The sequence below is a fragment of the Companilactobacillus alimentarius DSM 20249 genome (assembly GCF_002849895.1).
Classification (GTDB): Bacteria; Bacillota; Bacilli; order Lactobacillales; family Lactobacillaceae; genus Companilactobacillus; species Companilactobacillus alimentarius.
The window spans coordinates 614,490-639,174 of sequence record NZ_CP018867.1 but is presented as its reverse complement, the minus strand read 5'-3'; the positions used below and the strand labels follow the sequence as shown (position 1 = coordinate 639,174).

20 protein-coding genes are annotated in these 24,685 nt (G+C 34.5%); 14 read left to right on the top strand and 6 right to left on the bottom strand.

What is annotated here, in order from left to right:
* Window positions 1-308: 308 nt before the first annotated feature.
* The 3 genes from LA20249_RS03130 to LA20249_RS03120 all read left to right on the top strand — a co-directional run bounded on the left by LA20249_RS03130 (window position 309) and on the right by LA20249_RS03120 (window position 2,429).
* Window positions 309-497, top strand: a complete 189-nt coding sequence (locus tag LA20249_RS03130) for a 2-hydroxymuconate tautomerase (protein ID WP_057739713.1) — start codon at window positions 309-311, stop codon at window positions 495-497.
* A gap of 32 nt (window positions 498-529) precedes the next feature.
* Window positions 530-1,717 carry a DUF2075 domain-containing protein gene (locus tag LA20249_RS03125; protein WP_057739711.1) on the top strand — a complete coding sequence of 396 codons (1,188 nt, stop codon included), beginning with the start codon at window positions 530-532 and terminating at the stop codon, window positions 1,715-1,717.
* 70 nt (window positions 1,718-1,787) lie between these two features.
* Window positions 1,788-2,429, top strand: a complete 642-nt coding sequence (locus tag LA20249_RS03120) for an SAP domain-containing protein (protein ID WP_057739709.1) — start codon at window positions 1,788-1,790, stop codon at window positions 2,427-2,429.
* Window positions 2,430-2,510: 81 nt separating this feature from the next.
* On the opposite strand, the gene LA20249_RS03115 is transcribed toward LA20249_RS03120, so the two are convergent.
* Together LA20249_RS03115 and lepB are read right to left on the bottom strand one after the other, a co-directional pair.
* Complete coding sequence (locus LA20249_RS03115) at window positions 2,511-2,696, bottom strand: LBP_cg2779 family protein (RefSeq protein WP_057739707.1); 186 nt, start codon at window positions 2,694-2,696, stop codon at window positions 2,511-2,513.
* 36 nt (window positions 2,697-2,732) lie between these two features.
* The gene (gene lepB / locus LA20249_RS03110) at window positions 2,733-3,398 is read right to left on the bottom strand and encodes a signal peptidase I (RefSeq protein ID WP_057739705.1); all 666 of its coding nucleotides are present in this window, start codon (window positions 3,396-3,398) and stop codon (window positions 2,733-2,735) included.
* Window positions 3,399-3,589: 191 nt separating this feature from the next.
* Here lepB and LA20249_RS03105 point away from each other — a divergent pair, with 191 nt between their 5' ends.
* The 3 genes from LA20249_RS03105 (at window position 3,590) to LA20249_RS03095 (ending at window position 6,748) form a co-directional block, all read left to right on the top strand.
* Complete coding sequence (locus LA20249_RS03105; protein ID WP_057739703.1) at window positions 3,590-4,351, top strand: hypothetical protein; 762 nt, start codon at window positions 3,590-3,592, stop codon at window positions 4,349-4,351.
* 63 nt (window positions 4,352-4,414) lie between these two features.
* Window positions 4,415-5,392 (top strand): hypothetical protein, encoded by a 978-nt coding sequence (locus LA20249_RS03100; RefSeq protein WP_057739701.1) that lies wholly within the window; start codon window positions 4,415-4,417, stop codon window positions 5,390-5,392.
* A 3-nt stretch (window positions 5,393-5,395) separates the two neighbouring features.
* Window positions 5,396-6,748 (top strand): RsmB/NOP family class I SAM-dependent RNA methyltransferase, encoded by a 1,353-nt coding sequence (locus LA20249_RS03095; RefSeq protein WP_057739698.1) that lies wholly within the window; start codon window positions 5,396-5,398, stop codon window positions 6,746-6,748.
* Here LA20249_RS03095 and fni read toward each other — a convergent pair.
* Genes fni through mvk form a run of 4 tightly spaced genes read right to left on the bottom strand, consistent with a single transcriptional unit; the run spans window position 6,737 to window position 10,806 of the window.
* Window positions 6,737-7,786: a type 2 isopentenyl-diphosphate Delta-isomerase gene (gene fni / locus LA20249_RS03090; protein WP_057739696.1), complete on the bottom strand. Its 1,050-nt coding sequence runs from the start codon at window positions 7,784-7,786 to the stop codon at window positions 6,737-6,739. The genes LA20249_RS03095 and fni overlap by 12 nt on opposite strands.
* On the bottom strand, window positions 7,779-8,858 hold the full coding sequence (locus LA20249_RS03085) for a phosphomevalonate kinase (RefSeq protein WP_057739694.1): 1,080 nt from the start codon (window positions 8,856-8,858) through the stop codon (window positions 7,779-7,781). The genes fni and LA20249_RS03085 overlap by 8 nt, the downstream gene beginning before the upstream one ends.
* A 24-nt stretch (window positions 8,859-8,882) precedes the next feature.
* Window positions 8,883-9,863: a diphosphomevalonate decarboxylase gene (mvaD, locus tag LA20249_RS03080; RefSeq protein WP_057739692.1), complete on the bottom strand. Its 981-nt coding sequence runs from the start codon at window positions 9,861-9,863 to the stop codon at window positions 8,883-8,885.
* The gene (mvk, locus tag LA20249_RS03075; protein WP_101836864.1) at window positions 9,856-10,806 is read right to left on the bottom strand and encodes a mevalonate kinase; all 951 of its coding nucleotides are present in this window, start codon (window positions 10,804-10,806) and stop codon (window positions 9,856-9,858) included. Before mvk ends, mvaD begins: the two co-directional genes overlap by 8 nt.
* Before the next feature lie 102 nt (window positions 10,807-10,908).
* On the opposite strand from mvk, the gene LA20249_RS03070 reads away from it, so the two are divergent.
* From LA20249_RS03070 to tyrS, 8 genes are all read left to right on the top strand, one after another.
* Window positions 10,909-14,439, top strand: a complete 3,531-nt coding sequence (locus LA20249_RS03070; RefSeq protein WP_057739690.1) for a PD-(D/E)XK nuclease family protein — start codon at window positions 10,909-10,911, stop codon at window positions 14,437-14,439.
* The gene (gene addA, locus LA20249_RS03065) at window positions 14,432-18,058 is read left to right on the top strand and encodes a helicase-exonuclease AddAB subunit AddA (RefSeq protein ID WP_057739688.1); all 3,627 of its coding nucleotides are present in this window, start codon (window positions 14,432-14,434) and stop codon (window positions 18,056-18,058) included. Before LA20249_RS03070 ends, addA begins: the two co-directional genes overlap by 8 nt.
* Before the next feature lie 18 nt (window positions 18,059-18,076).
* Entirely contained in the window at window positions 18,077-20,887 is a 2,811-nt protein-coding gene (locus tag LA20249_RS03060; protein ID WP_057739685.1) for a helicase C-terminal domain-containing protein, read from the top strand.
* A 47-nt stretch (window positions 20,888-20,934) separates the two neighbouring features.
* Window positions 20,935-21,414 (top strand): cell wall elongation regulator TseB-like domain-containing protein, encoded by a 480-nt coding sequence (locus LA20249_RS03055; RefSeq protein WP_057739683.1) that lies wholly within the window; start codon window positions 20,935-20,937, stop codon window positions 21,412-21,414.
* A gap of 60 nt (window positions 21,415-21,474) precedes the next feature.
* Window positions 21,475-22,098, top strand: coding sequence for a DnaD domain protein (locus tag LA20249_RS03050; RefSeq protein ID WP_057739681.1), 624 nt, complete (start codon window positions 21,475-21,477; stop codon window positions 22,096-22,098).
* Entirely contained in the window at window positions 22,098-22,748 is a 651-nt protein-coding gene (locus LA20249_RS03045) for an endonuclease III domain-containing protein (RefSeq protein WP_057739679.1), read from the top strand. Before LA20249_RS03050 ends, LA20249_RS03045 begins: the two co-directional genes overlap by 1 nt.
* Before the next feature lie 145 nt (window positions 22,749-22,893).
* On the top strand, window positions 22,894-23,145 hold the full coding sequence (locus LA20249_RS03040; protein ID WP_057739677.1) for a hypothetical protein: 252 nt from the start codon (window positions 22,894-22,896) through the stop codon (window positions 23,143-23,145).
* Between the two features lie 211 nt (window positions 23,146-23,356).
* A complete protein-coding gene (tyrS, locus tag LA20249_RS03035) occupies window positions 23,357-24,592 on the top strand; it encodes a tyrosine--tRNA ligase (protein ID WP_057739674.1) in 1,236 nt (411 codons plus the stop codon).
* Window positions 24,593-24,685: the final 93 nt, after the last annotated feature.

Sequence of the window (24,685 nt, the reverse complement as noted above, 5' to 3'; positions counted from 1 at the left end):
AAGATGTTTTAAACGTTTTACGGTTGCTAATTTAATTTTTGGATTGTCATAATTGGAAATGAAATATTTAAAAAGCATGTAAGTTATGAGATAATTTACATGCTTTTTATTTTGCTGAATTAAGTGAAATTAAAGTTCCAAAAGATTACAAAACGAGACGAACTTGGGACGACCGAGCTAAAAAGTTATTGAATCGTGTGAATGAAATTTTTTAGTGTTAATAGTCAGTTTCGTCTCAAAGTCTTGGGGCTGTAAATGTTAAACAAAATTGCATGTTGAAACCATGCATCAATAAAGGGAGAAAATTTATGCCATTAGTACATATTGATCTTATTGAAGGTCGTAATCCAGAACAGTTAAAGGGTATGGTTAAGGACGTTACTGACGCCATCGTTAAAAATACTGGTGCTCCAGCAGAACATGTTCACGTCGTTTTGAATGAAATGGCTAAAGAACACTATGCCGTTGGTGGAATTTTAAAGAGTGACGAAAAATAAAAGCCGCAGGGCTTTTTTTTATTGGAGGTAAAATGTTAACATCAATTTTTCCAAATAAGGATCTTACTGACGAACAAGAACAAGTTTTAAATGATATTTTAGAATTCACTCGTCAAGGTCTACAAAGTAAACAAAAATCAGTTTTCCAATTAAATGGTGACGCTGGAACTGGTAAAAGTGTTATTCTAACGCAACTGTTCTTAAAATTAGAGACGTTTGCCAAACAAAATCAGAATGATAATTATTTTCTAGTCAATCATCCCGAATTATTAAAGGTATATCAGGAGAATGCCGGTGAGTTTCCTCAATTAAGAAAAAATCGATTTTTGCGGCCGACATCTTTTATCAATCGTTTACATAAAATTGGTAAAAAAGCTGATGTGGTAGTGATTGATGAAGCCCATTTATTGCTTAGTGAGAGTGATCATTACAATAATTTCATGCAGCAAAATCAATTAGAAGAAATAATTAAGTTGAGTAAAGTGGTTATTTTGGTATTTGATGCGCGTCAAGTATTGAAATTAAAGAGTTTCTGGTCAGACCAACGCTTAGCCCAAGTAATTCCAAAAAATATTCGTTTCAAAACTGCTACTTTGAAAGCTCAAATGCGAATGCAAGCACCAGTCAAAATTATCAAATGGATCGATGACTTGACCGATGATTTACAGTTAGACAAACTGAATCAAATTAACTCCGATTATTTATCGAGTGATGCTGATTATGATTTTCGAATTTATAAAGATGCTGAAAAAATGTATCAAGATTTAAGAGCAAAAAATAACGAGATAGGAGAGTCTCGTATTGTCGCGACTGCTGATTATCCTTCGACTTTGGATGGTAAGAAACACTATGTCAATGAAGGAAAATTCCATTTGCCTTGGGATCAATACAACTATTCTAAAGTAACTTGGGCTCAAAAGCCTGAAACTATCAATGAAATTGGTTCGATTTACACTGTTCAAGGATTTGATCTTAATTACGTGGCAGTAATTATTGGGCCCTCAATCGTACATGACGGTACTGACAAGATAAGAATTGATGTTTCTAAATATGAAGACCAAGAGGCTTTTAAGAATCGTCACGAAAATGATATTGAGAAACTGGAAGAAGCTAAACGACGGATTATTTTGAATTCGATGAATGTCTTGTTAAAAAGAGGTATCAAAGGTTGTTTTGTTTATTTTCATGATCAACAGATATTTCAAAATTTAAAGAGATAAAAATGAATGACAATTATTTAAACTTGTTTTATAAATAGTTATAGTAATCTTTTAAACTGCTGGAGGAAAAATGTCTGAAAAGCCACGTTTCAATTCGAAAATGAGTAGCGATGTCTTCATTAGTTTTTATTGGTATAAGGAAGAGTTACAGAAAATTTGTAGGGAATATCAATTGCCAAGTTATGGTACAAAAGCAGAATTAACCAATTATATCGTAAAGTTCTTGGATGGCGTACCCGTATCGAGTATAAAGCCCGTTAGAAAAATTAGGCGGTCTACTTCTGGAAATTTAAAAGCTGAAGATATCAATTTAAATACAAAGTTACTAAATTCAGGCTTTTCTCTGAATAATGAAGCTAGAAAGTTTTTTGAACAATATTATAAAGTTCCCTCATTTTCATTTCGTAAATCTATGGGAATTAAGATGAGAGAGGTTGAAAGAAACGCAGACACAAATGCGACTGTTCGGGATTTGATTTGGGCATTAGAAAACAGTCAGGTGGATCTAAAACACAATAAAGAAGAACAGACCTATCAATGGAACAATTTTGTAAGGGACTTTCGATTGGATATATCTTCGAAGAATTATAGAACTCCAATGAAAGTTGCTTCAATTCTATGGAAAAAGGTTAGAGATTCTAATCAGGAAAAGAAGTACAGTCATAAACTAATGGTTAATAATAGTAAATTAATCGAAAAATATTTGAAATAGAGTGCATGAAATATTTTTGGAAATAAAAGAGCCGACAATCAATAATTGTCGACTCTTTTATTAGGCATTAACACTGCAATTCTATTGATGCAGTTTAATATACTCTAAAATAGTTTTTTCCTCATCCGCAGTAGCTTTGTAATCACCTGATTTTAAATTATGAATACGCTCAACAGAAAGGTGACTTTCAAAAGCAAATTGTGTATCATTCATATCTTTATTCTTTTCATACTGAATTATCATTTCAGCAATATTTGGTTTATCCATGAAACTACCTCCAACAAGTTTGTCTAAAACTTAAATCTAAAAAATTGCCCATCTTGTAAATGGCCAATAACGCCACTTAACCTCACCGACGACACTCTTTTTATCAATAAAACCAATAATACGACTGTCCTTTGAAACAGTTCGATGATCTCCCATAACAAAGTAAGTTCCAGCAGGAACCTTATTAGTTTTCTCAACCTTTTTTAGATAAGAATTACTGTATCTCTCTTTATACTCAGGTGAATTCTTAGCTAGAGAACTTAAGGTAAAATTATACGTGTAACTATAGGGTTTACCCGCATATAAACTAGTATCAGGTTCTTTTAACTTCGAACCAGCTTTGAGGAAGTCCTCCTTATACAGTTTACCATTAATGTACATTTTATTGTTCTTGGAAACGACTGTATCTCCTGGTAGACCAATAATTCTCTTGATATAGAACGAACCAGCCTCATCTGGAGCCTTCAAAACGATAACGTCACCACGAGAAAGCTTTGAATGTCTAGCAGAAATGACCTTATCACCATTTTCAAAAGTCGGCTGCATTGACGGTCCTGAGACCCTATCGTTTGAAAGGATAAACTTAAAACCTAAAAAGAAGACGGCATAGATTGCAAGCGTCATTGCAATAGTTTGCAACCAAAACTTCCAACCCGATTCTTCTTCCTTCTGAGGCCGACGTCTTCCATTATTTTCTGCCATGTTTCACCTCTTATACTTACTAACTAAGATATTACACTTTTTCGAAATTATTGGAAATAAATGTACAACTTTCATTAACAAATTTTAGATTTTATTTAAAAATAGGGGAATCTAGATAATTGCTTTAAGTTCCATCACGTCTCTAGTAAAATATTAGCAGGATACTAATATCAGTTCGAATGGGAGATAAGATGAATTATATTGACAATTTAAAGCAAGATATTTCTAATTTACCAAATGGAATGATTTTCAACGCCCGAGTCAAATTTATGCAACGAATCTGCGAAGCACTCTTAGATAATCATTTGCCTCGGTATCATTTTCCTAAGTTCCAGCTCAGTGAAAAAGAGATTACCAATTATATGCAACAAAATGTCACACTTAATGAATCAGAGTTTGAGACAATGTCACAGAATTTGGAAAAACTTGATCATGATCTGGGTGAATTTAGAACTTATCTCCAAACCCGTTTTGGCTATTGGGCTACGATCACACAAGACTTTGTTGAACAATTAACAATTGATTTTCCAGAACAAAGTTTTTTAGAATTGATGGCGGGAAACGGCTATCTTTCCAAGGGATTGCGTGACTTAAAGGTAGAAACGTATTGTACTGATGATCGTAGTTGGGCCAAGCATGATCAAACAGGAAATCTTTTAGTTACAGATGTAGAAAAATTAGATGCTTTAAGTGCCTTGAATAAATATGGTCACAAGGTCGATAATGTTATTTTGGCGTGGAGTCCTGATCGAGAAGAAATCGATGTAAGAATTTTACAAAGAATCCGTGAGTTAGATGTCAATTTTCTAGTAATCGGAGAAAAGTATGGTGCTACTAATAGTAGGACTTTCTGGGACAAAGCTGAGTTGGTTGATGACGTAAGAATCAAACAAGTTAATCGAGTTTATTCGCGTTATGATTTAGTTCATGATCAACTTTACCTAGTTAAATAAGTAAATTTTGTCATTTAGTGTAAAATAGGAATATCAGTCAGACAAAATAATAGGTGAATTTTTATGAAAAAAGTAATATCTAGTATTGTTATTTTTTTAATTGTAATGCTTGCTGGTGTCGCTATCTCAAAAAGCGATTCCATTAAATATAATAATACAATGAATCGTTTAGGAATGAGTGAACAGGCGCTAGTCCTGCATACGAAATCAAAGAAGAATCTAAAGACAGCAGTTAGTAACTTGAGTGAAACTAAGAAGTTATCATCTTATCAAATAATTTTCTTTGAAAAGAGCAATAGTGATTTAGGTTATATTTATAGTCACAAAAAAGTTAATAAACTGCCAATAACGTCAGGACGTTATTTTTCACAGGATGATTTTATTTCACAGATTCCGTTTGCGGTCCAAGGGAAAACTTCACAACTAGAAGCTTATAAACCGCAGGAGCAAGCGTATATCAAAATGAATGATCGTTATATTTCTGTGATTGGAAATATCGGCTTCGATGGGGCTGACATTTTAAATAGCCAGACGCTAATTTCGCTTTCGCCCAATCAGCCCAAGTCAAAGTATCACTTGAATCAGGTAACTACGGTCATAGATGGGGACGCTGTTAACAACAAAGACAGTCTAGTTAAAATTAAAAAAGTTCTACATGTTAGTTCCACTCATCGTTATGTCCCACAAACGGATGATTTTACAAACGCTGAAACCAGCAATAATGGTGAAATGTATCTTGTTGGAATTGTCTTGTTATTTATCTTGCTTGTAATCATTGATTTTTATATTTTGGTACCATTGAAGTTCGACTTATCGCATTCACATTTGACGGGTGATTTGAAGAATAATTATCGTAATGGTTTAATGGTTCGCTACTTGATCTATACATTAATTCCGTTTATTGTGGGCTATTTATTAGTCAATTGGAAGATAGCAATCATCAGTTACAGCACCTTTAATATGTTCATATTGGTTTCAGTTTTGATAACGATCTTAGTGGGAATGTCACAAATAATTTTTGTAAAAAAGCGGAGTGAATAATTAATGAAAGTCGATTTGAGTCAAGACTTTAAGAATAAATATCGTAATTTAATGGGAAAGAGAGCCGAAAAGCTATTTGAAGCGATTCAAGATGACAGTCAAGAGGCATTTCGCTTGAATCCTTTGAAATCTAATTTTAAGAATGTCTCTTATTCTTTAAATAAACCTATTGAATATAGCAATATTGGTTATTTTGGTGAGATCAACGGTAATTCAATCGATCACTTGTCAGGCTATGTTTATAGTCAAGAACCTAGTGCCATGTATGTCACGGAAATTTTGGAGCCACAGACTAATGATAAAATTCTTGATCTCTGTGCAGCACCAGGAAGTAAAACGACTTATATAGCCTCAAAAATGGCCTCTCAGGGACTTTTAGTCAGTAACGAGATAAATACTAAGCGTGCTAAGGTCCTTTCTTCAAACATCGAGAGAATGGGGATTACTAATACAGTTGTAACTAATAATTCTCCGAAAGATTTTGAAAAAAAGTTTGATCAATTTTTTGATAAAGTTTTAGTTGATGCACCTTGTTCGGGTGAGGGAATGTTTCGTAAAGATCCTGAGTCGGTTAAGTATTGGTCTTTGGATTATGTGGAACAATGTGCTAACCGTCAAAGACATATTCTTGATTCAACTTATAAATTGTTAAAGGAAGGCGGTACTCTAGTTTACTCAACTTGTACCTTTTCTCCGGAAGAAAATGAGCAAAATATCGACTGGTTCTTGAAAAAGTATCCTGACATGCATTTGGTTCCGGTAAAGAAGTATTCAGGAATGGAAGATGCTAAGCCTGAGTGGGGCAATGACAATCCTGAATTAAGCAAAGCTTTAAGAATGTTCCCTGATCAATTCAATGGCGAAGGGCACTTCATGTGCAAGATGATCAAAGATGGTACTTTGACCGAACCTAAGGAACGTAAAATCAATAATGGCTTGAAAAAAGATGATCTTCAATATGTTCAAAAGTTTGCCAAAACTAATTTGAATAGTCTAACGGAAAATAATTGGCTACGAATTAGTGACTTTTTATATCAAGCAGCTAGTTTAGATCACCGTTTTAAGGGATTACACATTTTGCGGAATGGTTTAAAACTGGGCGAATTCAAAAAAAATAGGTTCGAGCCCGATATCGCTTGGATATTGGCACTCAAACCTGATGTTTTAAAAACTATTTTTGAATTAACTGATGAACAATTTGAAAAGTATTTGCATGGTGAATCGATCATCTTAAGTAAGCGTCCTGAATTTAACAACAAATGGATTGGTCTATCTTATCAAGGTAAACTGTTCAGCTGGGGACGTTATAGCAATCAGCAAATAAAAAACGTCTATCCTAAAGGATTAAGACGGTAAGATTATATTACGTTGTTTAGCGTAGTTGATTAAGCTTTCATCGAAAATGATGGGGGCTTTTTTGATGTCTTGAACTGATTTAGCCCCAATTGCTGCCATAATCAGTTTCAATTGCTTAATAAACTCATCAAAAAATATTTCTGTTTCACTTAAAGAGTATTTTTGAAGATGGTGCAAGACTAAGCCTGACATCCCCACAGCACTAGCTCCCATGCGTAAAGATTTGATAACATCCATGGGAGTCCTGATTCCACCAGAAGAAAAGATTGTCATCTTTTCTTGATAGGGGATTGACTCTAAAAGGGATTCAGTCGTCGAAAGCGAGAATCGATCTAAGTAAGTTAGGTCTAATTCGTGGTTTCTAGCACTTTCAATCTGAGCAAAATCGGTTCCACCAAAGCCAGAAATATCAACGTACTTCACACCGACCTTATAGAGGTCTTCCAAATTATTTTGGGACAAGCCAAAACCAACTTCCTTGACGATCACAGGAACGTTTACGGAAGCTACAATTTGTTTAATATTATCGAGCCAGAAGAATTCTTGATCTCCTTCTGGCATGGCTAACTCTTGAAGAGCATTTAAGTGAATCTGTAAAGCATCAGCGCTTAAGAGGTCAATTGCTTGTTGAGCTTGAGTCGCATTGACTTTAGCGGATACATTGCTGATTACGAATCCATCAGGATTATTTTCGCGTAAAACTTTAAAAGAGTCGCTAGTTTCAGGTAAACGTAAATAGACACCCATAGAACCACTGGAAACAGGGATGTTGAGTGTATGAGCTAACTGAGATAACTCAGTGTTGAAACGAGTCGACTGTTTAGAGCCACCTGTGATGGCATTAAAATAGACCGGCAGAGAGATTTTTTGATCAATGAAATTAACTGACAGATCAATATCTTTTAATCTGAGTTCTGGTAAAGCGTTATGCAATAAACGGACATTGTCAAAACCAGCAAAGGATTCATCTGTAAAGTATTTTTCAGCTAAGAAAAGATGTTCAACTTTACGTTGAATTTGGGCATCTTGTTTAGGCATGAGCTATTATTTCTCCGATTTTTAGAGTAAGTGGGGTAATTCCAACTTTTTGCCATTCTTTTTTAAGTTCAGTGACGTTTAAAGAGCGATCACTCAAGACAATTCCACAGTCGCCACCACCGGCACCGGAAGTCTTAGCAGAACCGCCGAGTTTTTCAGCAATATCACAGAGTTTAGTTAGTAAATCTGTTTCAATGTGAACGTCGCTGAAGTCGGCAAGATCTTCCAGTAGATCGCGATATTTACTGAACATTTTTTTAATCAGAATGGCATCGTTATTTTTAAAGCCCTTGATCAATTGTTCAACATTTTTCCGACTAGCCTGCAAAAAGCTTTGATACTTTCCAACTTTTTGAGCTTTAGTTAAGGCAATTCGATCAACCAAAATTGAAGTTGAAGCAGGTGAGCCAGTCCAACCAACGGTTAGTTCTAAGTCCCTTGGAAGATCCAAGGTTTGAATCTTTAGTTGAGGCCAGTTTAAAGATAAAATTTCAGTAATACTATGATTGCGAATCATATTAAAAATCCAGTTTCGATCGGGTGAGTAATAAGCAACAATGCCTCCAAAGGCGCTCGCTGCAATATCTCCTAAGCTACCATTTCCTTGAACGGATAAATGTGAAAGGGCAGAAATCTTATAGATATCCATTGCCGAGAGATCTAGATTATAAAAGTCTCCCAGTGTTTTCACCACTGCAACGGTCACGGCTGCCGATGAGCCAAGACCATATTTTTTACCATCTTCTGAATCTAATTCACTAGTAACTAATAAGTCGTAGTAACTCAACTTAACGCCACATTCAAGAGCATACTTTTCAGTGAACTTGATAGCTGCGAGAATGTATTGTAATTGACTTTCTGAGTCATCAAAGACCAATTCAGTTCCTTGACGATTCCAATGAATTAATTCTTTATTTAAGTTTTTTGACTGAATAGTTCCGCCATTTTGAGATTTGCTGACAGTAACGGTTACATATTTATTAACTGATGTCAGAACCGCCGGAAATCCAGTTTCAACGACAGCATATTCTCCAGCCAAATATAATTTTCCAGGTGCTTTTCCTGTAGACAAAAATATCATACCTTTCAATTTGTATCAGATGTATTGGATGCCGCTACCAATATTAGCAACAACACAAGTTACATTGGATAATTGTTCTTCAATGTATTTTTGAACCTGTTTGAGCGATTCTTTCGTACATATAATTTTAACGTTTGGACCGGCATCAATTGTAGCATATGCGAGGATGCCTTTTTGACGTAATTCATGAATTATTTGAAGAATTTTAATAGTCTCAGGTTCAAAATAAGTAAATGATGGATTAGCTGAAAGCGTTAAAGCATGCATGCTCATCGCATTGTGTTCGGCAATTTCCCCAATTTTTTGAACATCTTTTTTAGCAATTGCTTGCTTAATTTCTTTTATCTCTGAAGCCACTAGTGTAACCCAATTTGGATAAAAAGGGGAGCTTTTTACGCTATTTTCCATTCCGACTGTCGAAGAAATCTTTTTAACGTTCTTATTAATAACCACTGACAAAATTGTTAAATCTATTTCAGATTCCGTTTCGATTGGTTGTGCGAAGGAAGTTTCGTTGTCACTTCCGGCAATCCATTCGACGAATCCACCATAAATTGAACGACTAGCGGAACCAGAACCGTTACGGGCTAAAATCGACAATTGCTTCTTATCTAAATTCAACTGTTTGGTCTCATTGATAGCAGCTGCTAAAGCAGCGAACCCTGAAGCTGATGAGGCGAAACCGGCCGAAGTTGGTACATGGTTAACTGTGTCGATTTGAAAATGTTCATTAAATGAATACATTTGACGAATTGTATCTAAATAATTACGTATTCGCTGACTTTGGGTTTGATCCAATAAGGTTTGATCCAATAAGGTTTGATTCAAATAAATGATATCTTGGTCATTGTTGATCACGCAGGCTTTGGTGTCAGTATAAAAACGATCCAGCGTTAAAGATAGGCTATTGGTATAAGGAAGTTTCAAGGTTTGATTTTTTTTACCCCAATATTTGATCAAAGCAATATTAGTATAGGCTCGAGCTGTCTTACTCAATGTCGTCATCCTCCGCATAAATTGATAGTGGTTGAATCCAAGTCTGTTCAGCACCATTTTTGGTGAGTGCTTTTTGGATCATTTGTGCATTCTTGAGATTTCTAGCTAAACAAATTATACATCCACCACGACCACCACCGGTAATCTTACTACCTAAAGCTCCAGCATTATTAGCGGCCTCAATCAATCGGTCAGTTTTAGGAATAGCTAGGTTTAATTTAGTTAAGGCTTCATTGGCCAAAGTAAAAACTAAGCCAAGCTTTTTCAAATTACCATGTGTTAAGTAGTTGCTAGCTTTAGTAGCATAATCGCCTAATTGTTGCAGATAAGATCCAATTTTTTGAGGGTCATCATCATACATTTTCTTGACATCAGCGACAGTTTCTTTAGTTTTTCCTTTAACTCCGGAATCAGCTATAATAATGAAACCTTCAGAATTAAAGTTAAAATGTTTCGGTGGCTCATCTTTACTGAACTTGATAGGATTTTCAGAGCTGACGGTTAAAGCATCCAGACCGCTAGCCTTTCCGTGGGTAATGGTCTCTGATTGATTGACGTAATCTAAAAGTTGTTTGTGAGTTAGTTCTTGATTGAATAAACTAAAGAAAGCTCTAGTGATGGCAGCTGCAATGGCCGCTGAAGACCCCATTCCTCGTTCAATTGGTAAACCACTATCAATATTAATAGCGTAATTTATTTTGTCGGTGTTTAATTTGGAGTCTAACAGGTTGATCAAAAATTTTACTCCTGAGAGTGAATCAGGGATACGATCGATTTTTCCAGCATAATACTTTGAATTTAAAGTATTTTCCGTACTCTGTTGAATTTTTACGATGACGGGGATGCTAAGTAGTGGGATTGCAAACGCAGGGTAACCGTAAACTACGGCATGTTCTCCCATTATGATAGTTTTTCCATGACTTTTTCCTATTCCTTTAAGCACATGCTCACCTCAATTTCTCTAAAACTATATTTTATACATCTATTGTTGCAATTTCCACTTTCAAACGACCATCTATGATAAAATTTTTGCGGGTGAAGAAAAATGACATTAAATTTTGTACTAGGTAAAAACCAATATGACCATCATGAGAAGCTGATGGAACTGTTCCAACAGGATTATACAAAAGATCCGAATGGACAATTTTTCTTTTTAGTACCAAATCACATTAAATTTGAATCTGAGGCCAATATTCTCAGATACTTTGAAAAAAATAACGATGCATTAGTTGCAACGCACAATGTTCAAACCTTTTCTTTCTCACGTTTGGCATGGTATTTTTTGCGTGACAGTAGCGATTATAATGCAGAAACATTAACACAAACTAAATCAGCTATGCTTTTGAAAAATATTGTTCAAGAGCATAAATCAGAATTGAAGATTTTTGCAGGGATGATCGACAAGCCTGGATTCATTGACCAAATGATCTCACAATTTGATGAATTCATGAACGGGCAAGTTCAACCCGATGATATTGCTATGGCACTCGACAATCGGCAACAAGGGATTTTTGCGGATAAGATCCAAGAATTGAACATAATGTATAGTGCCTATTTAGAACAAATCCAAAACTATAATACTAATGATTTTCAATTGAACGCTTTAGCAGATTATTTGAATACAAAAATTGGCACATCTCATTATTATTTTTACATTGAAGGTTTTTCTTCATTTACGGCTACCGAATGCAATTTAGTCAAGTCGATGCTGGTTAATGGTGGCAGTCTGAATATTTCTCTAGTATTAGATAAGCCACTTTTAAATGATAATGACGAATCAGAATTTTTCTTCCGTTCTGGTGCAACTTATCGACAATTACATGAAGCAGCACGTAGTCAAAGAATTATTACGAGAAATTATTTTGCTGATCAAAAACGAATTAGTTCCGATTTAAGCAAAATGGAAGATTATTGGGTCCAATCTAGTGTTGGCGGTATTCAAAATAGCGGTTTCGACAGTCAAAATTCGGTCCAAATCTGGAAATGTACAGACAAGCAGACGGAAGTTTCAGCCGTTAGTACTTATATCAGACAGTTAGTCGCAACTCAGAATTATCGCTACAAAGATTTTCTGATTCTAGCTCGTGATCTATCAGAATATGGTTCGTTTATTGAATCATTTATGGAAAATAATGAAGTTCCTTATTTTATTGATCTTCAAAAGAAAATGGCTAATCATCCCTTTAAACGTTTAGTTGATTTGTTGTTTGCTTTGGTTAACAAGGGAATGCAGACCGATGATGTTATCAGCTTGCTACGAACAGAATTATTGCTACCAGATAATTTTAAGAACAATCTACCTGCCTTTCGTCAAGCGGTCGATTTAACAGAAAATTACGCTTTGACAAACGGCTTAACTAAACGAGAGTGGTTAGGCAGCAATTTTGCCCCTGATGTGAAACTGGATCCAGTAGTCGACAAAATCAAATTACAAGAATATCAATTGATTAATTTAGTTAAGAATTTTGTCAAAAATATCTATTCGCAGTTGGAAAAATTCTTGAAGAAATCACATTCATCACTAGAGAGTGTCGGTTTTTTATATAACTTTTTACAACAAAACCGAGTTTTTGATAATTTATTGATTTGGCAAGAGCAAGCGACTGAGCAAAAAAATTTAACTCTAGCTAATCAACCAGAACAAATTGTGGACCTCTTCAATCAGATTTTAGATGAATACGTTTCAGTCTTTGGAGAGCGTGAGTTTGATGCTAAAGAGTTCATTGAAATTTTGGATGCAGCTTTTGAAAATGCTTCTTATTCACAGATTCCATCAACTTTGGATGCTGTAAGTATTTCTGAAATAGGAATGATCCAACCGAATAATCGAAAGATCACCTTCATTTTGGGTTCAACAACTACTAATATGCCAGGTACTACCGTTTCAAATAACATTGTGACCGATGATGAACGAGAGTTTTTGAATGGTGCTTTAACTGATGGCAAGTATTTGAATGAACCTGATGAAGTGATCAATAATTCGGAACCATTTCTACACGACATTACTTTTACAACTAGTTCTCAGCGCTTAATTTTCACGTATCCTAATTTTACTGAGGATAATAAACAACAGGAACTCTCTAGTTATGTTGTGCGGATCAAAAATCACTTCCGTTTGGATGAACAGTTAGTACTTTTGAATCCTTCTAGTGATGATCAAACTGAGGATCAAGTGGTGCGTTATTTAGGGTCCAAAGCTTCTAGTTTAAACTATTTGATTCGTGTATCACGCTCTGCTCTGGATAAAAAATCTGATATTCCTAATGCTTGGAAATACGTTCGACAGGTCTTATTAAAAGAAGAGCTGACAACTGATTTTGCCTTGAGTTCACTCGATTATCAAAATATTCCGACGACACTTAATCCAGATACGGTTGAAGCTTTGTATGGTAAGAATATCAATGTTTCGATTTCACAACTAGAAACATTTTATATGAACGAATATGAATATTTCTTAAAATATGGTTTACGTTTAAAACCAAGAAGATTGTTTGAAGTCACGCCAGCTCAGACTGGTTCTATTTTCCATGCGGTCCTAGACAGTCTAGTTAAATACCTACACGAAAAAGGGAATCGTTCATTAAGAGATCTAGAAGATGGTGAAATTCAAGATCTAGTGAGTGATTTATTCTATACACAAATCGAATTGCCCGAGAATCGAATTTTTACTTCTTCAGCTCGGATGCAATACATTGCCGACAAGTTGAAGACTACGTTGATTCAACTAGTTAAGAACATGAAATTGCAATTTTTGCGAAATAATTCGGAACCAGAGAAATCTGAAGTTACCTTTGGACGAATCAATCATAAACAAGATTTACCAGGACTATCCTACGAGTTACCAGGAGGACATTTAGTCAATGTTCGTGGAAAGATTGATCGGATCGATGAAATGATTTTAGACGATATTACTTATTTAACAATTATTGATTATAAATCTGGCAACAAGAGTTTCGATTTTGCTCAATTCTTAGACGGTATTACTATGCAAATGCCGACCTATATTCAAAGTGTTTACAACAATTTACACTTATTAAGCGATAGTTCTCAAGTTAAGGTTGGGGGAGCTTTGTACGAGCATATCCAAAATCCTTTAATCAAATTAGATAAGTCATTGCTTAACAAAAAAGATTTGGATTCAGATATTTTAAATGTCGATGTGCAAGATAAAATCTTCAAACAATTTCAATTGAACGGTTTATTGTTAAATGACGATGAATTATTGGCAAATATTGATACGAAGGCACGGACCCTAAAAGGAACCGTTGCTAGTACTTCACCAGTGGCCAAGAAAAGTCGCAACAATGTTGTTTCTGAAAAAGACTTATTCCGAATTCTTAACTATAATGAACGTTTGATCAGACAAGCTGGCGAAAAAATTTATTCTGGAAAATTAAATTTGAATCCTTATCGCTATGGTCAATTGACAGGGTTGCAATATAGCGATTATCGTCCTATTTTTGAATTCGACGCGATGCTTCCAGAAAATGACTATCATGACATTATTAATTATAAAAAAGAAGATGTCATTAAAGAAATACAGGCAATTTTAGAGGATGGTGAGACTGATGCCTAAATGGACCGAAGATCAGAATAAAGCAATCTATCATCGTGGACACGATATTCTCGTTTCCGCCGCGGCAGGTTCTGGTAAGACGACAATTTTGATTGAACGGATTGTGGAGATGTTAAAGGATGGCGAAAATGTCGATAATCTTTTGGTTGCTACTTTTACAGACGCAGCAGCTTTAGAGATGAAAGAACGACTCTTGAAACGAATCAAGGAGTTGATCAACGACAAATCACTCGATAGCGATTTACATAAACACCTTCAAAAACAGATCTTTCGTATCCCAATTGCTAACATCAGTACCTTGCATGCCTTTTGCTTGAGTATCATTAAGAAATTCTATTATGTAATTGATTTAGACCCTAATTTTAGATTGTTAAGTGACACGACAGAACAATCAATCATGAAAGAACAAGCTTATGATAACTTACGTAATAAATATTATGATAAAGATGATGCTGATTTTTTAAAATTAACCGATAACTTCACTGATGACCGTAGTGATGATGGTTTGAAAGATATTGTCTTTAAATTGTACGATTTTGCCATCACCAATTCAGAAACTCAAAAATGGCTTGATAGCTTAATCTCAACTTATCAATTTGACGATAGTTTTTCCGACTCGAAGTTTTATCAGAATATGGCTGTTCCCCAGATCAAACAACGTTTGGAACAGATCAAAGATCAGGCACAACAAGGATTAGATTTAACAAATGAGGACCCACTGGCTGCAAAGGCTCTAATGGATACTTTTCAAAATGCTGTAAAAGACCTGGTAAAAATTGAAAATGACTTATCGACCAAAAGTTACACCGATGTTCGAGCAGAGATAGTTAATTTCAAATTTAAAACAGCAGGACGACTATCTAAGGATGACAAAGCTGATCAAGATTTGACAATCCTAGAAGACGCTCAAGAAATTAGAAAAAAACTTAAGACGCAACTTGATAGCTTGATCAATGATTTCTTCGTTCGTTCTGAAACGGGCGTTGAAAACTCATTAATCCAAGCACAAGCTTTGATTGAAAAACTGGTTGAAGTTGAACGAGGATTTATCAAGGAATATAACCATTTGAAAGCAATCAATCACGTCTTAGATTTTAATGATCTGGAGCACATGGCAGTAAATATCTTGCAGACACCAGTCGATGACAACTTAGTGGCACTAGATTATTACCAGACTAAATTTCATGAATTAATGATTGATGAATATCAAGACGTTAATGCTATGCAAGAAAAGATTATCCAGTTATTGTCTAATCAAACTAATCACATATTCATGGTAGGGGACATCAAGCAATCAATTTACGGATTTCGTCAAGCTGCTCCATATATCTTTGCTCAAAAATATGAGGATTTTCAAAAAGAAGATAATCCCAATGAATTGATTCAATTATCAAAGAATTTCCGTTCGTCAGTGGCGGTTGATGATTTCGTCAATCAAATTTTTAGACGTATTTTTGATAAGAAAATCGGTGATATTGATTATGATCAAAATTCGCAATTGATTCCGGGAACTAATTTTCCTAAGGAAATTGACAGTCAAAATGAATTCAATCTATTAATTAATAACGATGATGAAGATGTTGCTAAACGGCAGATGTTGATTGAAAATGCGGCCAAGCGAATCCAAAAGCTCATTCAAGATGGATTTCAAATTTATGATGGCAAAAAAGATGAATTGAGAACTATTAAATATTCTGATATTGCTATTTTGTCTCGAACTAAAGAGAACAACACTGATTTGATTTCTTACTTTGCTAAAGCTGATATTCCGGTCATGGTGACAGATGCTCAAAATTATTTTCAAACGACTGAACTTCAAATCATGATGTCTATGCTAGAAATTATTGATAATCCTTATCAAGATATTCCTTTAGTTGCCGTCTTACGCTCACCAATTGTCGGTTTAAATGAAGAAGAACTAGCTGAAATACGCTTAGCTGACAAACAAGAGTATTATTTTACCGCTATAAAGGAATATTTAGATTCGGAGATAGTTAACCCTAAAATTGCTAAAAAAGTTAAAGCTTTCTTAGTGCAACTGGAAAATTATCGTGACTTTGCTAACAAGAATAGTATTGCTCGTTTGATTTGGAAAATTTATCAAGAAACAGGACTCTTGGAATATGTTTCTGGGATGCCTGGTGGCAAACAACGTGCAGCTAATTTACATGCACTGTATCAACGTGCTAATTCTTATGAAGAGAACAATTATAAGGGACTGCATCAATTTATTGATTTTATTCAACGAATACAAGATCTAGACAAAGACTTGTCGCAACCTAATAGTATCGAAGCAACTGATGATACAGTGAAAGTCATGACGGTTCATGCTTCTAAGGGATTGGAATTTCCAATCGTGATCTATCTGGATATGGCCAAACAATTTAATAAACAGGACTATCAAGGAGCAACGGTCTTTGATGTTAAACAGGGAATTGGGATTACTTTAACTGATAGTAAGACGCGCTTGCAGTATAAAACTATGCAAAGAAGCGTCATTGCCAATCAAAGAAAGATTGCGACTGTTTCCGAAGAAATGCGTTTGTTGTACGTTGCATTGACGCGAGCTAAGCAAAAATTGATTATGTTTGGCTTTACTAAAGATTTAGAAAAGACAAAAAAGTTCTGGGATAATGCTCAACCTCAAACTGGCGTGATCAATGAATCAATTCGAATTAAAGCTAATGATTTTCAGAATTTAGTCGGAATTAGTACTTTAACGGTCGACGAACGTGAATTAGTAGATCAAAATGTCTATCAAAACAAGCAATGTAATTTGAGATTGAACTTACTGTATACTCAAAAGCATCAAGCGACAGCTAACAAAATTATTATTCCGCAAAGTAAAATTAATGAACCGACAGACTTGTTTAAAAAAACAGTTAAAAGTATTTTAGACTTCCAATATGATTATCAAGAAGCCGTCAACACGACAGCTTATCAATCCGTTTCAGAAATCAAAGGATTATTTGCTGATCCGGATGAAGAAAGTATGGGAAATGATTTACTTACTGAAGAAAATCCCGCAAAATATAATTTAGGCTCATTTGCTAAACCGCAATTTCTAACTAAGACTAAAAAAGTTACCGCTGCCGCAATCGGAAGCGCAACTCATTTAGTTTTACAAAAGATCAGCATTGATAAAACCCCGCAATTAGCTGATTTCCAAGACTTGGTAGAACAAATGGTTAATGAAAAACTACTGACAGAAGAATTAGCGGAACAAATTGATTGTCAGAGTCTAGCTGATTTTTATCAGAGCAATTTAGGACAGATGATAGTCGATAAACATCAGTTTGTCAGTCGAGAATATCCTTGTTCAATTTTAATGCCAGCCCAAAAGTTATTTAAAACGTCAACGAAGGACTATTCTACTAACGATAAGATATTAGTTCATGGTATTATTGATGGAGTAATTGAATTAGATCATGGAGTAATTATTTTTGACTATAAAACTGATCGTGTCACGGATAAAAATTTGGAAGAATTAATTTCTAAATATTCGGGACAAATTAATTTATATGCAGAAGCAATCTCTGCGATCAAGAACAACCCCGTCGTGGGTAAATATCTTTACTTCTTGAAAATTAATAAGGCTGTTAATTTACAAGAAAATTGAAGATGAGAGGTGAATGATTTGAAAAATTCTTACGCTGTTGTTGATCTAGAAACTACCAATTCTAATTGGCATGACAACGGGCGTATAATTCAATTCGGCTGTGCCCTTATCGAAAACGGTGAAATAACACATATTTATGATCAAAAAATCAATCCCAAAGTCCCAATCCCCAATCGTATCACTGCTTTAACGGGATTAAGCGACAAGGATGTTAAGGATTCACCAACATTTGAAGAAGTTGCACCTGATATTTTTAAACTTTTAAAAAATCGAGTTTTTATTGCACATAACGTGAATTTTGATTTGACCTTTTTAAATCGAGAACTTAAACGTATCGGAATGAACCAACTCAATGTCAAAGCAATCGATACTGTTGAATTATCGCAAATACTTTTTCCAACAATTAGTAGTTATAAACTACAAGATTTAACGCATTATTTAAGCATTGTTCATAGGAATCCGCATAGCGCTAACTCTGATGCGCACGTAACAGCGGAATTATTCTTAATTATTCTCAAACGTATCCAGCAATTGCCAATTCAAACATTGCGCTTGTTGGCTAAGTTTGGGAAAAATACTATTCGTGAAACTAACTTAGTTTTCAAAACTGTTCTAGAAGAACGTGAAAAAGAATCACGCAGTATCGTTCTACCAGCCTACTTATTTGAAAAAAATGGCTTAGTCTTACGAAAAAAGGATTTTCATGTCAGTGAGAAGATCGATCACACGACTAAATATCCGCAGACTCGTGAAGCTAAGAAGGAACTCTTAGATGGAATTTTGGATTATCGTGTCAATCAATCTAAGTTAATGGATAACATTTATCACACGAGTCAAAACCGTGATAAAGTTAAAAAATGGAACTTAATTGAAGCACCAACTGGAGCTGGAAAGACGTTGGGTTATCTTTTGCCACTGTCATATTTGGTCAATGTTGACCAAAAATTGATTATTGCGACAACGACTAAAGTTTTACAGCAACAAATTGTCGAACAATCGATACCATTGTTGAATCAGGTGACACATAATGAGTTCCACGCTGAAATCGTGAAAAGCAGTTATAACTTCATTGATTTGGATCGTTTCTATGAAGCACTTGATAACTATCGCTTGCACAGTCACACGGCTATTTTGAAGATGAAAATCATCGTTTGGCTGACCATGACGACAACTGGCGATTTAAGTGAATTGCATTTGACCAACTATAATAGTCCACTGTTCAGTATTATTCGTCATCGTGGCGAGCCCAAAGAAAATTCAATCTTTAGTGAAGATGACTTTTGGCTGTATCAACAGAATCGTTATTTAGAATCACGAATTTTAGTAACGAATCAATCATTTTTGGCTCGACATTTGGATAGTCAATTCTGGGGTAAAAACTCTTATCTAGTAGTTGATGAGGCCAATCATTTTGCTGGTAGTCTGCGGGATGCAAGTTCACCGACTATTGACTTTTTGAAGCTGAATGAATATGTTAAAAAAATCAGTGATATTCTTTACCAAAATCGCGTGACACTACGTTATGCTTTTACGGAAGTCACGACTCAGCTTTGGAATTATCAAGATTTGCAGGGGATGGAGACACATTTTCAAGCTGTTGATGAATTGATGCAACGCTTGGAATACAATATCTTTGGCACCTATGTTCAGAATCAAGTCAAATTTAAAGATCGTGAAGAGTTTGTCTCCATCTTAGATAGCGACCATAAATTTGGAAAAAATAATATCAAGCTAATTGATTTATTGTCTGATTTGATTGTTGAGTTGTCGTTAATTTCTAATCGTGTAGAAACGTTGTTCGACCAATATAATTTTCAAAAGAATTTTATTTCGGTAGAACTTTCAAAAGTTATCTCTAATTTAACGATTGAAAACAGCAAACTGCGTTCGGTGATCATTAACTTAGATGAATTGTCTCAAGCCTTACAAGGCAATGATGATAAGTTTGGCGTTCAAATTGAGATGCGTGATTATTATGAAGTTAATACGTTAAAGATCAGCTGGCGTCAATTTGATATTAAAACTTTGATTGAAGAGACGACAGATCGTTTTAGCCAAATTTTTGCTATCGGAGCTGCAATTACGGTTCAAAAAGACTTTTCACATTTTATTTTAGATACACAATTAAATCAAAACCAGATCAATCAAATGGTTATTCTGCCTGATATGAATAGTATTTCTAAAAATAGTAAAATTTATTTGCCAGCTAATTTACCAGATATTCAATCCCTCTCGAGTGATGAGTATTATAAGATGGTAACTAGCTATATTGTAGATATACTGGATAATTTGGATCATCAAACGATGATTTTATTCAATTCATTGAACACTTTGAGTAATGTTTACAATCGTCTAATGGAAACTGACGTCAAAGAGAAGTGGGAGATTTTGGCCCAAGGTGTTACCGGTTCTAATGAAAAAATCAAGAAACGTTTTGCCATTGGACGTCGTTCGGTCCTTTTGGGTGCTAATTCTTTTTGGGAGGGAGTCGACTTTCCTAAGAAGATGTTGGAAATTTTGATTGTCACGCGGATTCCTTTTGAATCGCCAGAACAACCTGATGTTAAGATCAAGCAAGATATTCTTAAGCAGCAAAATTTGAACGTCTTTAAAGTGGATTCTTTACCTAATGCTATTTTGCAGTTACGTCAAGGACTAGGACGTTTAGTTAGAACCCCAACTGATCGTGGAGTTATTCTATTGTTAGACAATCGAATTTTAACAAAGAATTATGGCAAAACAATTTTAGATTCGTTACCAAAAGGTTTGCCATTAATTAATGAAGATATGGATACGATTAAAAAAGATATAAATGAATTTTTGAATTAGTCAAAAGATTGTTATACTATTTCTGGTAACTAAAAAAGGGAAGTATTATGAATAAAAGCACAAAAATTTTATTGACCATATCTCTGATTGCACTCGCTATTGTTTCGGCGTTGACATACTTGAATCTTTCCGTTGCACCACATTCCAGTGCTAAGTCGCAAGCTAATGATATTGCAAAAGAAAAAGCAGGTATTGTTCAACCGGATTATTTCGGTAACTATACACGTAAGAAACAGTATTATTCAGTTGGCGGTTTGACCAAAAAACAAAAGTATCGTTATATTATTATTGATGCTAAAAGTGGTAAAACTGAAACTTTCAATAAAAATAGCGCTCCTGTACGTCAGACAATTATTGATGGTGTAGCACAGCGTTATAACGCTAAAAAGATTTTGCATATTAATTTAGGTTTGTATAAAAAGAAACCGACTTGGGAAGTTACTTTCCAGAAGAAGAATGGCAGTATCGGTTATAATCTAATTGATTTTCGAACTGGCAAGAGTCTTCAAATTATAAATAATATTTAAAAATAAAAAAGTCGAGATTACAATGTTCTCGGGCTTTTTTTGTTAATTGGGGTTAATCATATGGAAGATGAATTATTCAATAAATTTGTTGATAGTGGCAGCACCAGTATTAATAATTTAATACTAAAAAATTATCATAAATTGGGAATGACGGAAAAAGATTTAATTGTCTATTTAGCTTTGTCCATGTATGGTCAAAAAGGGAACACCTTTCCGATGGCAAAAGATTTAGCTGACGATACAGGGATGGACGAAGCCAGTATTTATACAATCATCCAAGGCTTAATAAAATTGGGTATAATTGAATTAAAGACAATCATGGATCATCACCAACAACGTGATATTTATTCGTTGACTCCCATTTATCATCGAATTCAAAGCCTGTTGCAACAAGAACAACAATCAGATAAGCAACACAAATTGATGTCTGACACTGAAGAATTATTTCGCAAAATTGAAGTTGAATTTGGTCGGCCACTGTCACCAATTGAACAAGAACAGATTCACCAATGGATCGACGATGACCATTATAGCGTTGAATTGATTGATCTAGCCTTGAGAGAAGCTGTTTTGAATCAAGCTTATTCATTAAAATATATGGATCGGATTTTAATTAGTTGGGAAAAGAGTAATATAAAGACAGCAGAACAATTACAAGATCGTCGAAAGAAGTTGGGATATTAATGTTAAAAGATGAACAAATAGTTTGGGCCATTCACCAAATGGAAGAAGATATTGGACCAGTCGGACCATCACTCGATTCTAGGACACCATTTCAATATTTAATTTCAGTAATCTTAAGCGCCCAAGCCACCGATGTTTCCGTTAATAAAGTCGTTCCGATTTTATTCAGCAAATACCCAGAACCAAAAGATTTGATGAATGCTAAAGTTGAAGACGTTGAACAGATCATTAAAAGTGTTGGACTTTTTCATAATAAGGCTAAGAATATTATTAAAACTGCTGGAATTGTTCATAACGATTTAAATGACGTTGTGCCAAAGACAAGAAAAGGCATCATGGCACTACCAGGAGCTGGGAGAAAGACAGCCAATGTCGTCTTAAGTGACGTCTTTGATCAGCCTACTTTTGCCGTAGATACGCACGTTTCCGCAATTTCAAAACGATTACACTTTGTAGATGAGAAAGCTAACCCGCTGCAAGTAGAAAAGAAAATTGTCAGCGTCATGCCGCCAGAAGGATTACACCGAGCCCATCATACAATGATCGAATACGGACGTAAGTATTCAATGAAATTAGCCCCTGCTAAAGAGACCAATCAATTGATTATTGAATGCGATAAGTTGAATGCTGAAAATGAAACTGATTTATAATTGAGTATACTAAAAGTTCTGAAATTAGGAGTTTAATTCTCTTAGTTTCAGAATTTTTTTAGTTTGAGGAAATTTCTATGTGCGTATGATTTGTATTTTTTATAAAAGGGCTCAAAATGATAGTTATATTAGAGGAGGTCGTTGTATGAGTAAAAAAGTAACTTTGAGAAAATCAGGAAATAGCCTTATTTTTACTGCTCCATCTGAATTGACTGATAAAGTTGGTACTAAGTATTCTGTTACCCAGCACGAAGATGGTAGTGTTTTGTATACGCCTGTTGAACACGTTAATGTGTTTAGTACTGAGGAGTTTAAGAAGCATGACTTTCGTCGGGATTTAGAGGAAATTCCTGAAGCGGGTGAGGTTAAACCCGTCGGTAGGGAAAAATTGTTGTAAGATCTTGACTATTATGGATTATGATATTAATTCTTGTTCTAATTTAAATAAGGAATAATAGTCTAATAGCATTAACCTAGAACTTAGGAAGAAAGAGTGCTAGTCTTGCTTATGTAAGCGATTTCTTGTTTTGCATACTGTTAGATAACGCTAAATTTAAAATTATGTAATAAGAAGATAATTTGTTTTATTAGGAAAGCTGGCATAATTAATGGACGTTGACGTATCTGAATTACAAAAAAATAAAATTGAGGAACAATATAGTGTGTTAACATCTAATGTTACCAGTGTGGTAGAAAAAGCCGAATTAAAGAGGAAAATAAAGGATTCTGTTATTAATAACAAGCCTTTAAACGTTAAACTCGGGTTAGATCCTTCCGCACCAGATATCCATTTGGGGCACTTAGTTGTTTTAAAAAAATTAAAGCAATTTCAACAATTTGGTCATAAAATACATCTTGTTATAGGTGATTTTACGGGAATGATAGGAGATCCAACTGGTAAATCCGAATCGAGGGTTCAGTTAAGTAAGGAAGAAGTTGAAAAAAATGCTAGAACGTATGTCGAACAATTTGGAAGAATTTTAGATATGAGGAATGTTGAGGTACATTACAATTCTAGTTGGCTAGAAAAATTAAATATAAAGAACTTGATAGATCTTTTATCAACCACTACTGTTGCAAGGATGCTAGAAAGAAATGACTTTACAAAAAGGTTCAATAATCAGACACCAATATATTTACATGAATTTTTGTACCCACTATTTCAAGGGTACGATTCAGTAGCATTACATTCTGATGTTGAACTTGGCGGAAATGATCAACAGTATAATTTATTGGTGGGGAGAAGATTACAAGACCACTTTGATCAAAGTAAGCAGGTAGTAATGACAATGCCATTATTAGTCGGTTTAGATGGTAAGATGAAAATGTCAAAATCAAAGCATAATTATATTGGTATTACAGAGAAGCCAGATATTATTTTTGGAAAAATAATGTCAATTCCGGATATACAAATGCTAGAATATTATAAATCAATATCTACTTTTTCAGATAAGGAAATCGATGTTATTGAAAAGAAAATGAATTCTAATCTGATAAATCCCAAAGATGTTAAAGTAATGTTAGCAAAAGATATAATTAAGCAATTATATAATCAGAAAAGTGCAGACTCTGCGGAACAAGAATTTAATAATGTTTTCAAAAAAGGACAGGTTCCCAATCAAATACCTAATTTTGCTTGGAACGGGGATAGTGAAGTATCCATCTCAACATTATTTACAACTACTTCTTTGCTGCCTTCGAAAGGAGCGGCTATGCGAATGCTCAAAAATGGTGGATTGAGGATCAATTCAAAGAAATTAAAAGAAGGGGATAGTAAGGTAACAGTGTCGGACGGTATGATTATACAAGTAGGAAAAAGAAAATTTTTGAGAATAAAATATTAAAAACTATTATTTATTTAATTCAAGAATCAAAATAGAGCAATCTGAAATTAATTCTAAGTAAAGGTATATCTTTTTATTTAGAATTTTTTTGTA

What these genes read in the sequence shown, in the direction of transcription:
- LA20249_RS03050 (WP_057739681.1), top strand. Translation starts at nt 21,475, where the DNA reads ATGGAAGATGAATTATTCAATAAATTTGTTGATAGTGGCAGCACCAGT.
- lepB (WP_057739705.1), bottom strand. Translation starts at nt 3,398, where the DNA reads ATGGCAGAAAATAATGGAAGACGTCGGCCTCAGAAGGAAGAAGAATCG.
- LA20249_RS03055 (WP_057739683.1), top strand. Translation starts at nt 20,935, where the DNA reads ATGAATAAAAGCACAAAAATTTTATTGACCATATCTCTGATTGCACTC.
- LA20249_RS03095 (WP_057739698.1), top strand. Translation starts at nt 5,396, where the DNA reads ATGAAAGTCGATTTGAGTCAAGACTTTAAGAATAAATATCGTAATTTA.
- LA20249_RS03115 (WP_057739707.1), bottom strand. Translation starts at nt 2,696, where the DNA reads ATGGATAAACCAAATATTGCTGAAATGATAATTCAGTATGAAAAGAAT.
- fni (WP_057739696.1), bottom strand. Translation starts at nt 7,786, where the DNA reads ATGCCTAAACAAGATGCCCAAATTCAACGTAAAGTTGAACATCTTTTC.
- LA20249_RS03130 (WP_057739713.1), top strand. Translation starts at nt 309, where the DNA reads ATGCCATTAGTACATATTGATCTTATTGAAGGTCGTAATCCAGAACAG.
- LA20249_RS03070 (WP_057739690.1), top strand. Translation starts at nt 10,909, where the DNA reads ATGACATTAAATTTTGTACTAGGTAAAAACCAATATGACCATCATGAG.
- LA20249_RS03045 (WP_057739679.1), top strand. Translation starts at nt 22,098, where the DNA reads ATGTTAAAAGATGAACAAATAGTTTGGGCCATTCACCAAATGGAAGAA.
- LA20249_RS03100 (WP_057739701.1), top strand. Translation starts at nt 4,415, where the DNA reads ATGAAAAAAGTAATATCTAGTATTGTTATTTTTTTAATTGTAATGCTT.
- LA20249_RS03120 (WP_057739709.1), top strand. Translation starts at nt 1,788, where the DNA reads ATGTCTGAAAAGCCACGTTTCAATTCGAAAATGAGTAGCGATGTCTTC.
- LA20249_RS03125 (WP_057739711.1), top strand. Translation starts at nt 530, where the DNA reads ATGTTAACATCAATTTTTCCAAATAAGGATCTTACTGACGAACAAGAA.
- tyrS (WP_057739674.1), top strand. Translation starts at nt 23,357, where the DNA reads ATGGACGTTGACGTATCTGAATTACAAAAAAATAAAATTGAGGAACAA.
- LA20249_RS03105 (WP_057739703.1), top strand. Translation starts at nt 3,590, where the DNA reads ATGAATTATATTGACAATTTAAAGCAAGATATTTCTAATTTACCAAAT.
- addA (WP_057739688.1), top strand. Translation starts at nt 14,432, where the DNA reads ATGCCTAAATGGACCGAAGATCAGAATAAAGCAATCTATCATCGTGGA.
- LA20249_RS03040 (WP_057739677.1), top strand. Translation starts at nt 22,894, where the DNA reads ATGAGTAAAAAAGTAACTTTGAGAAAATCAGGAAATAGCCTTATTTTT.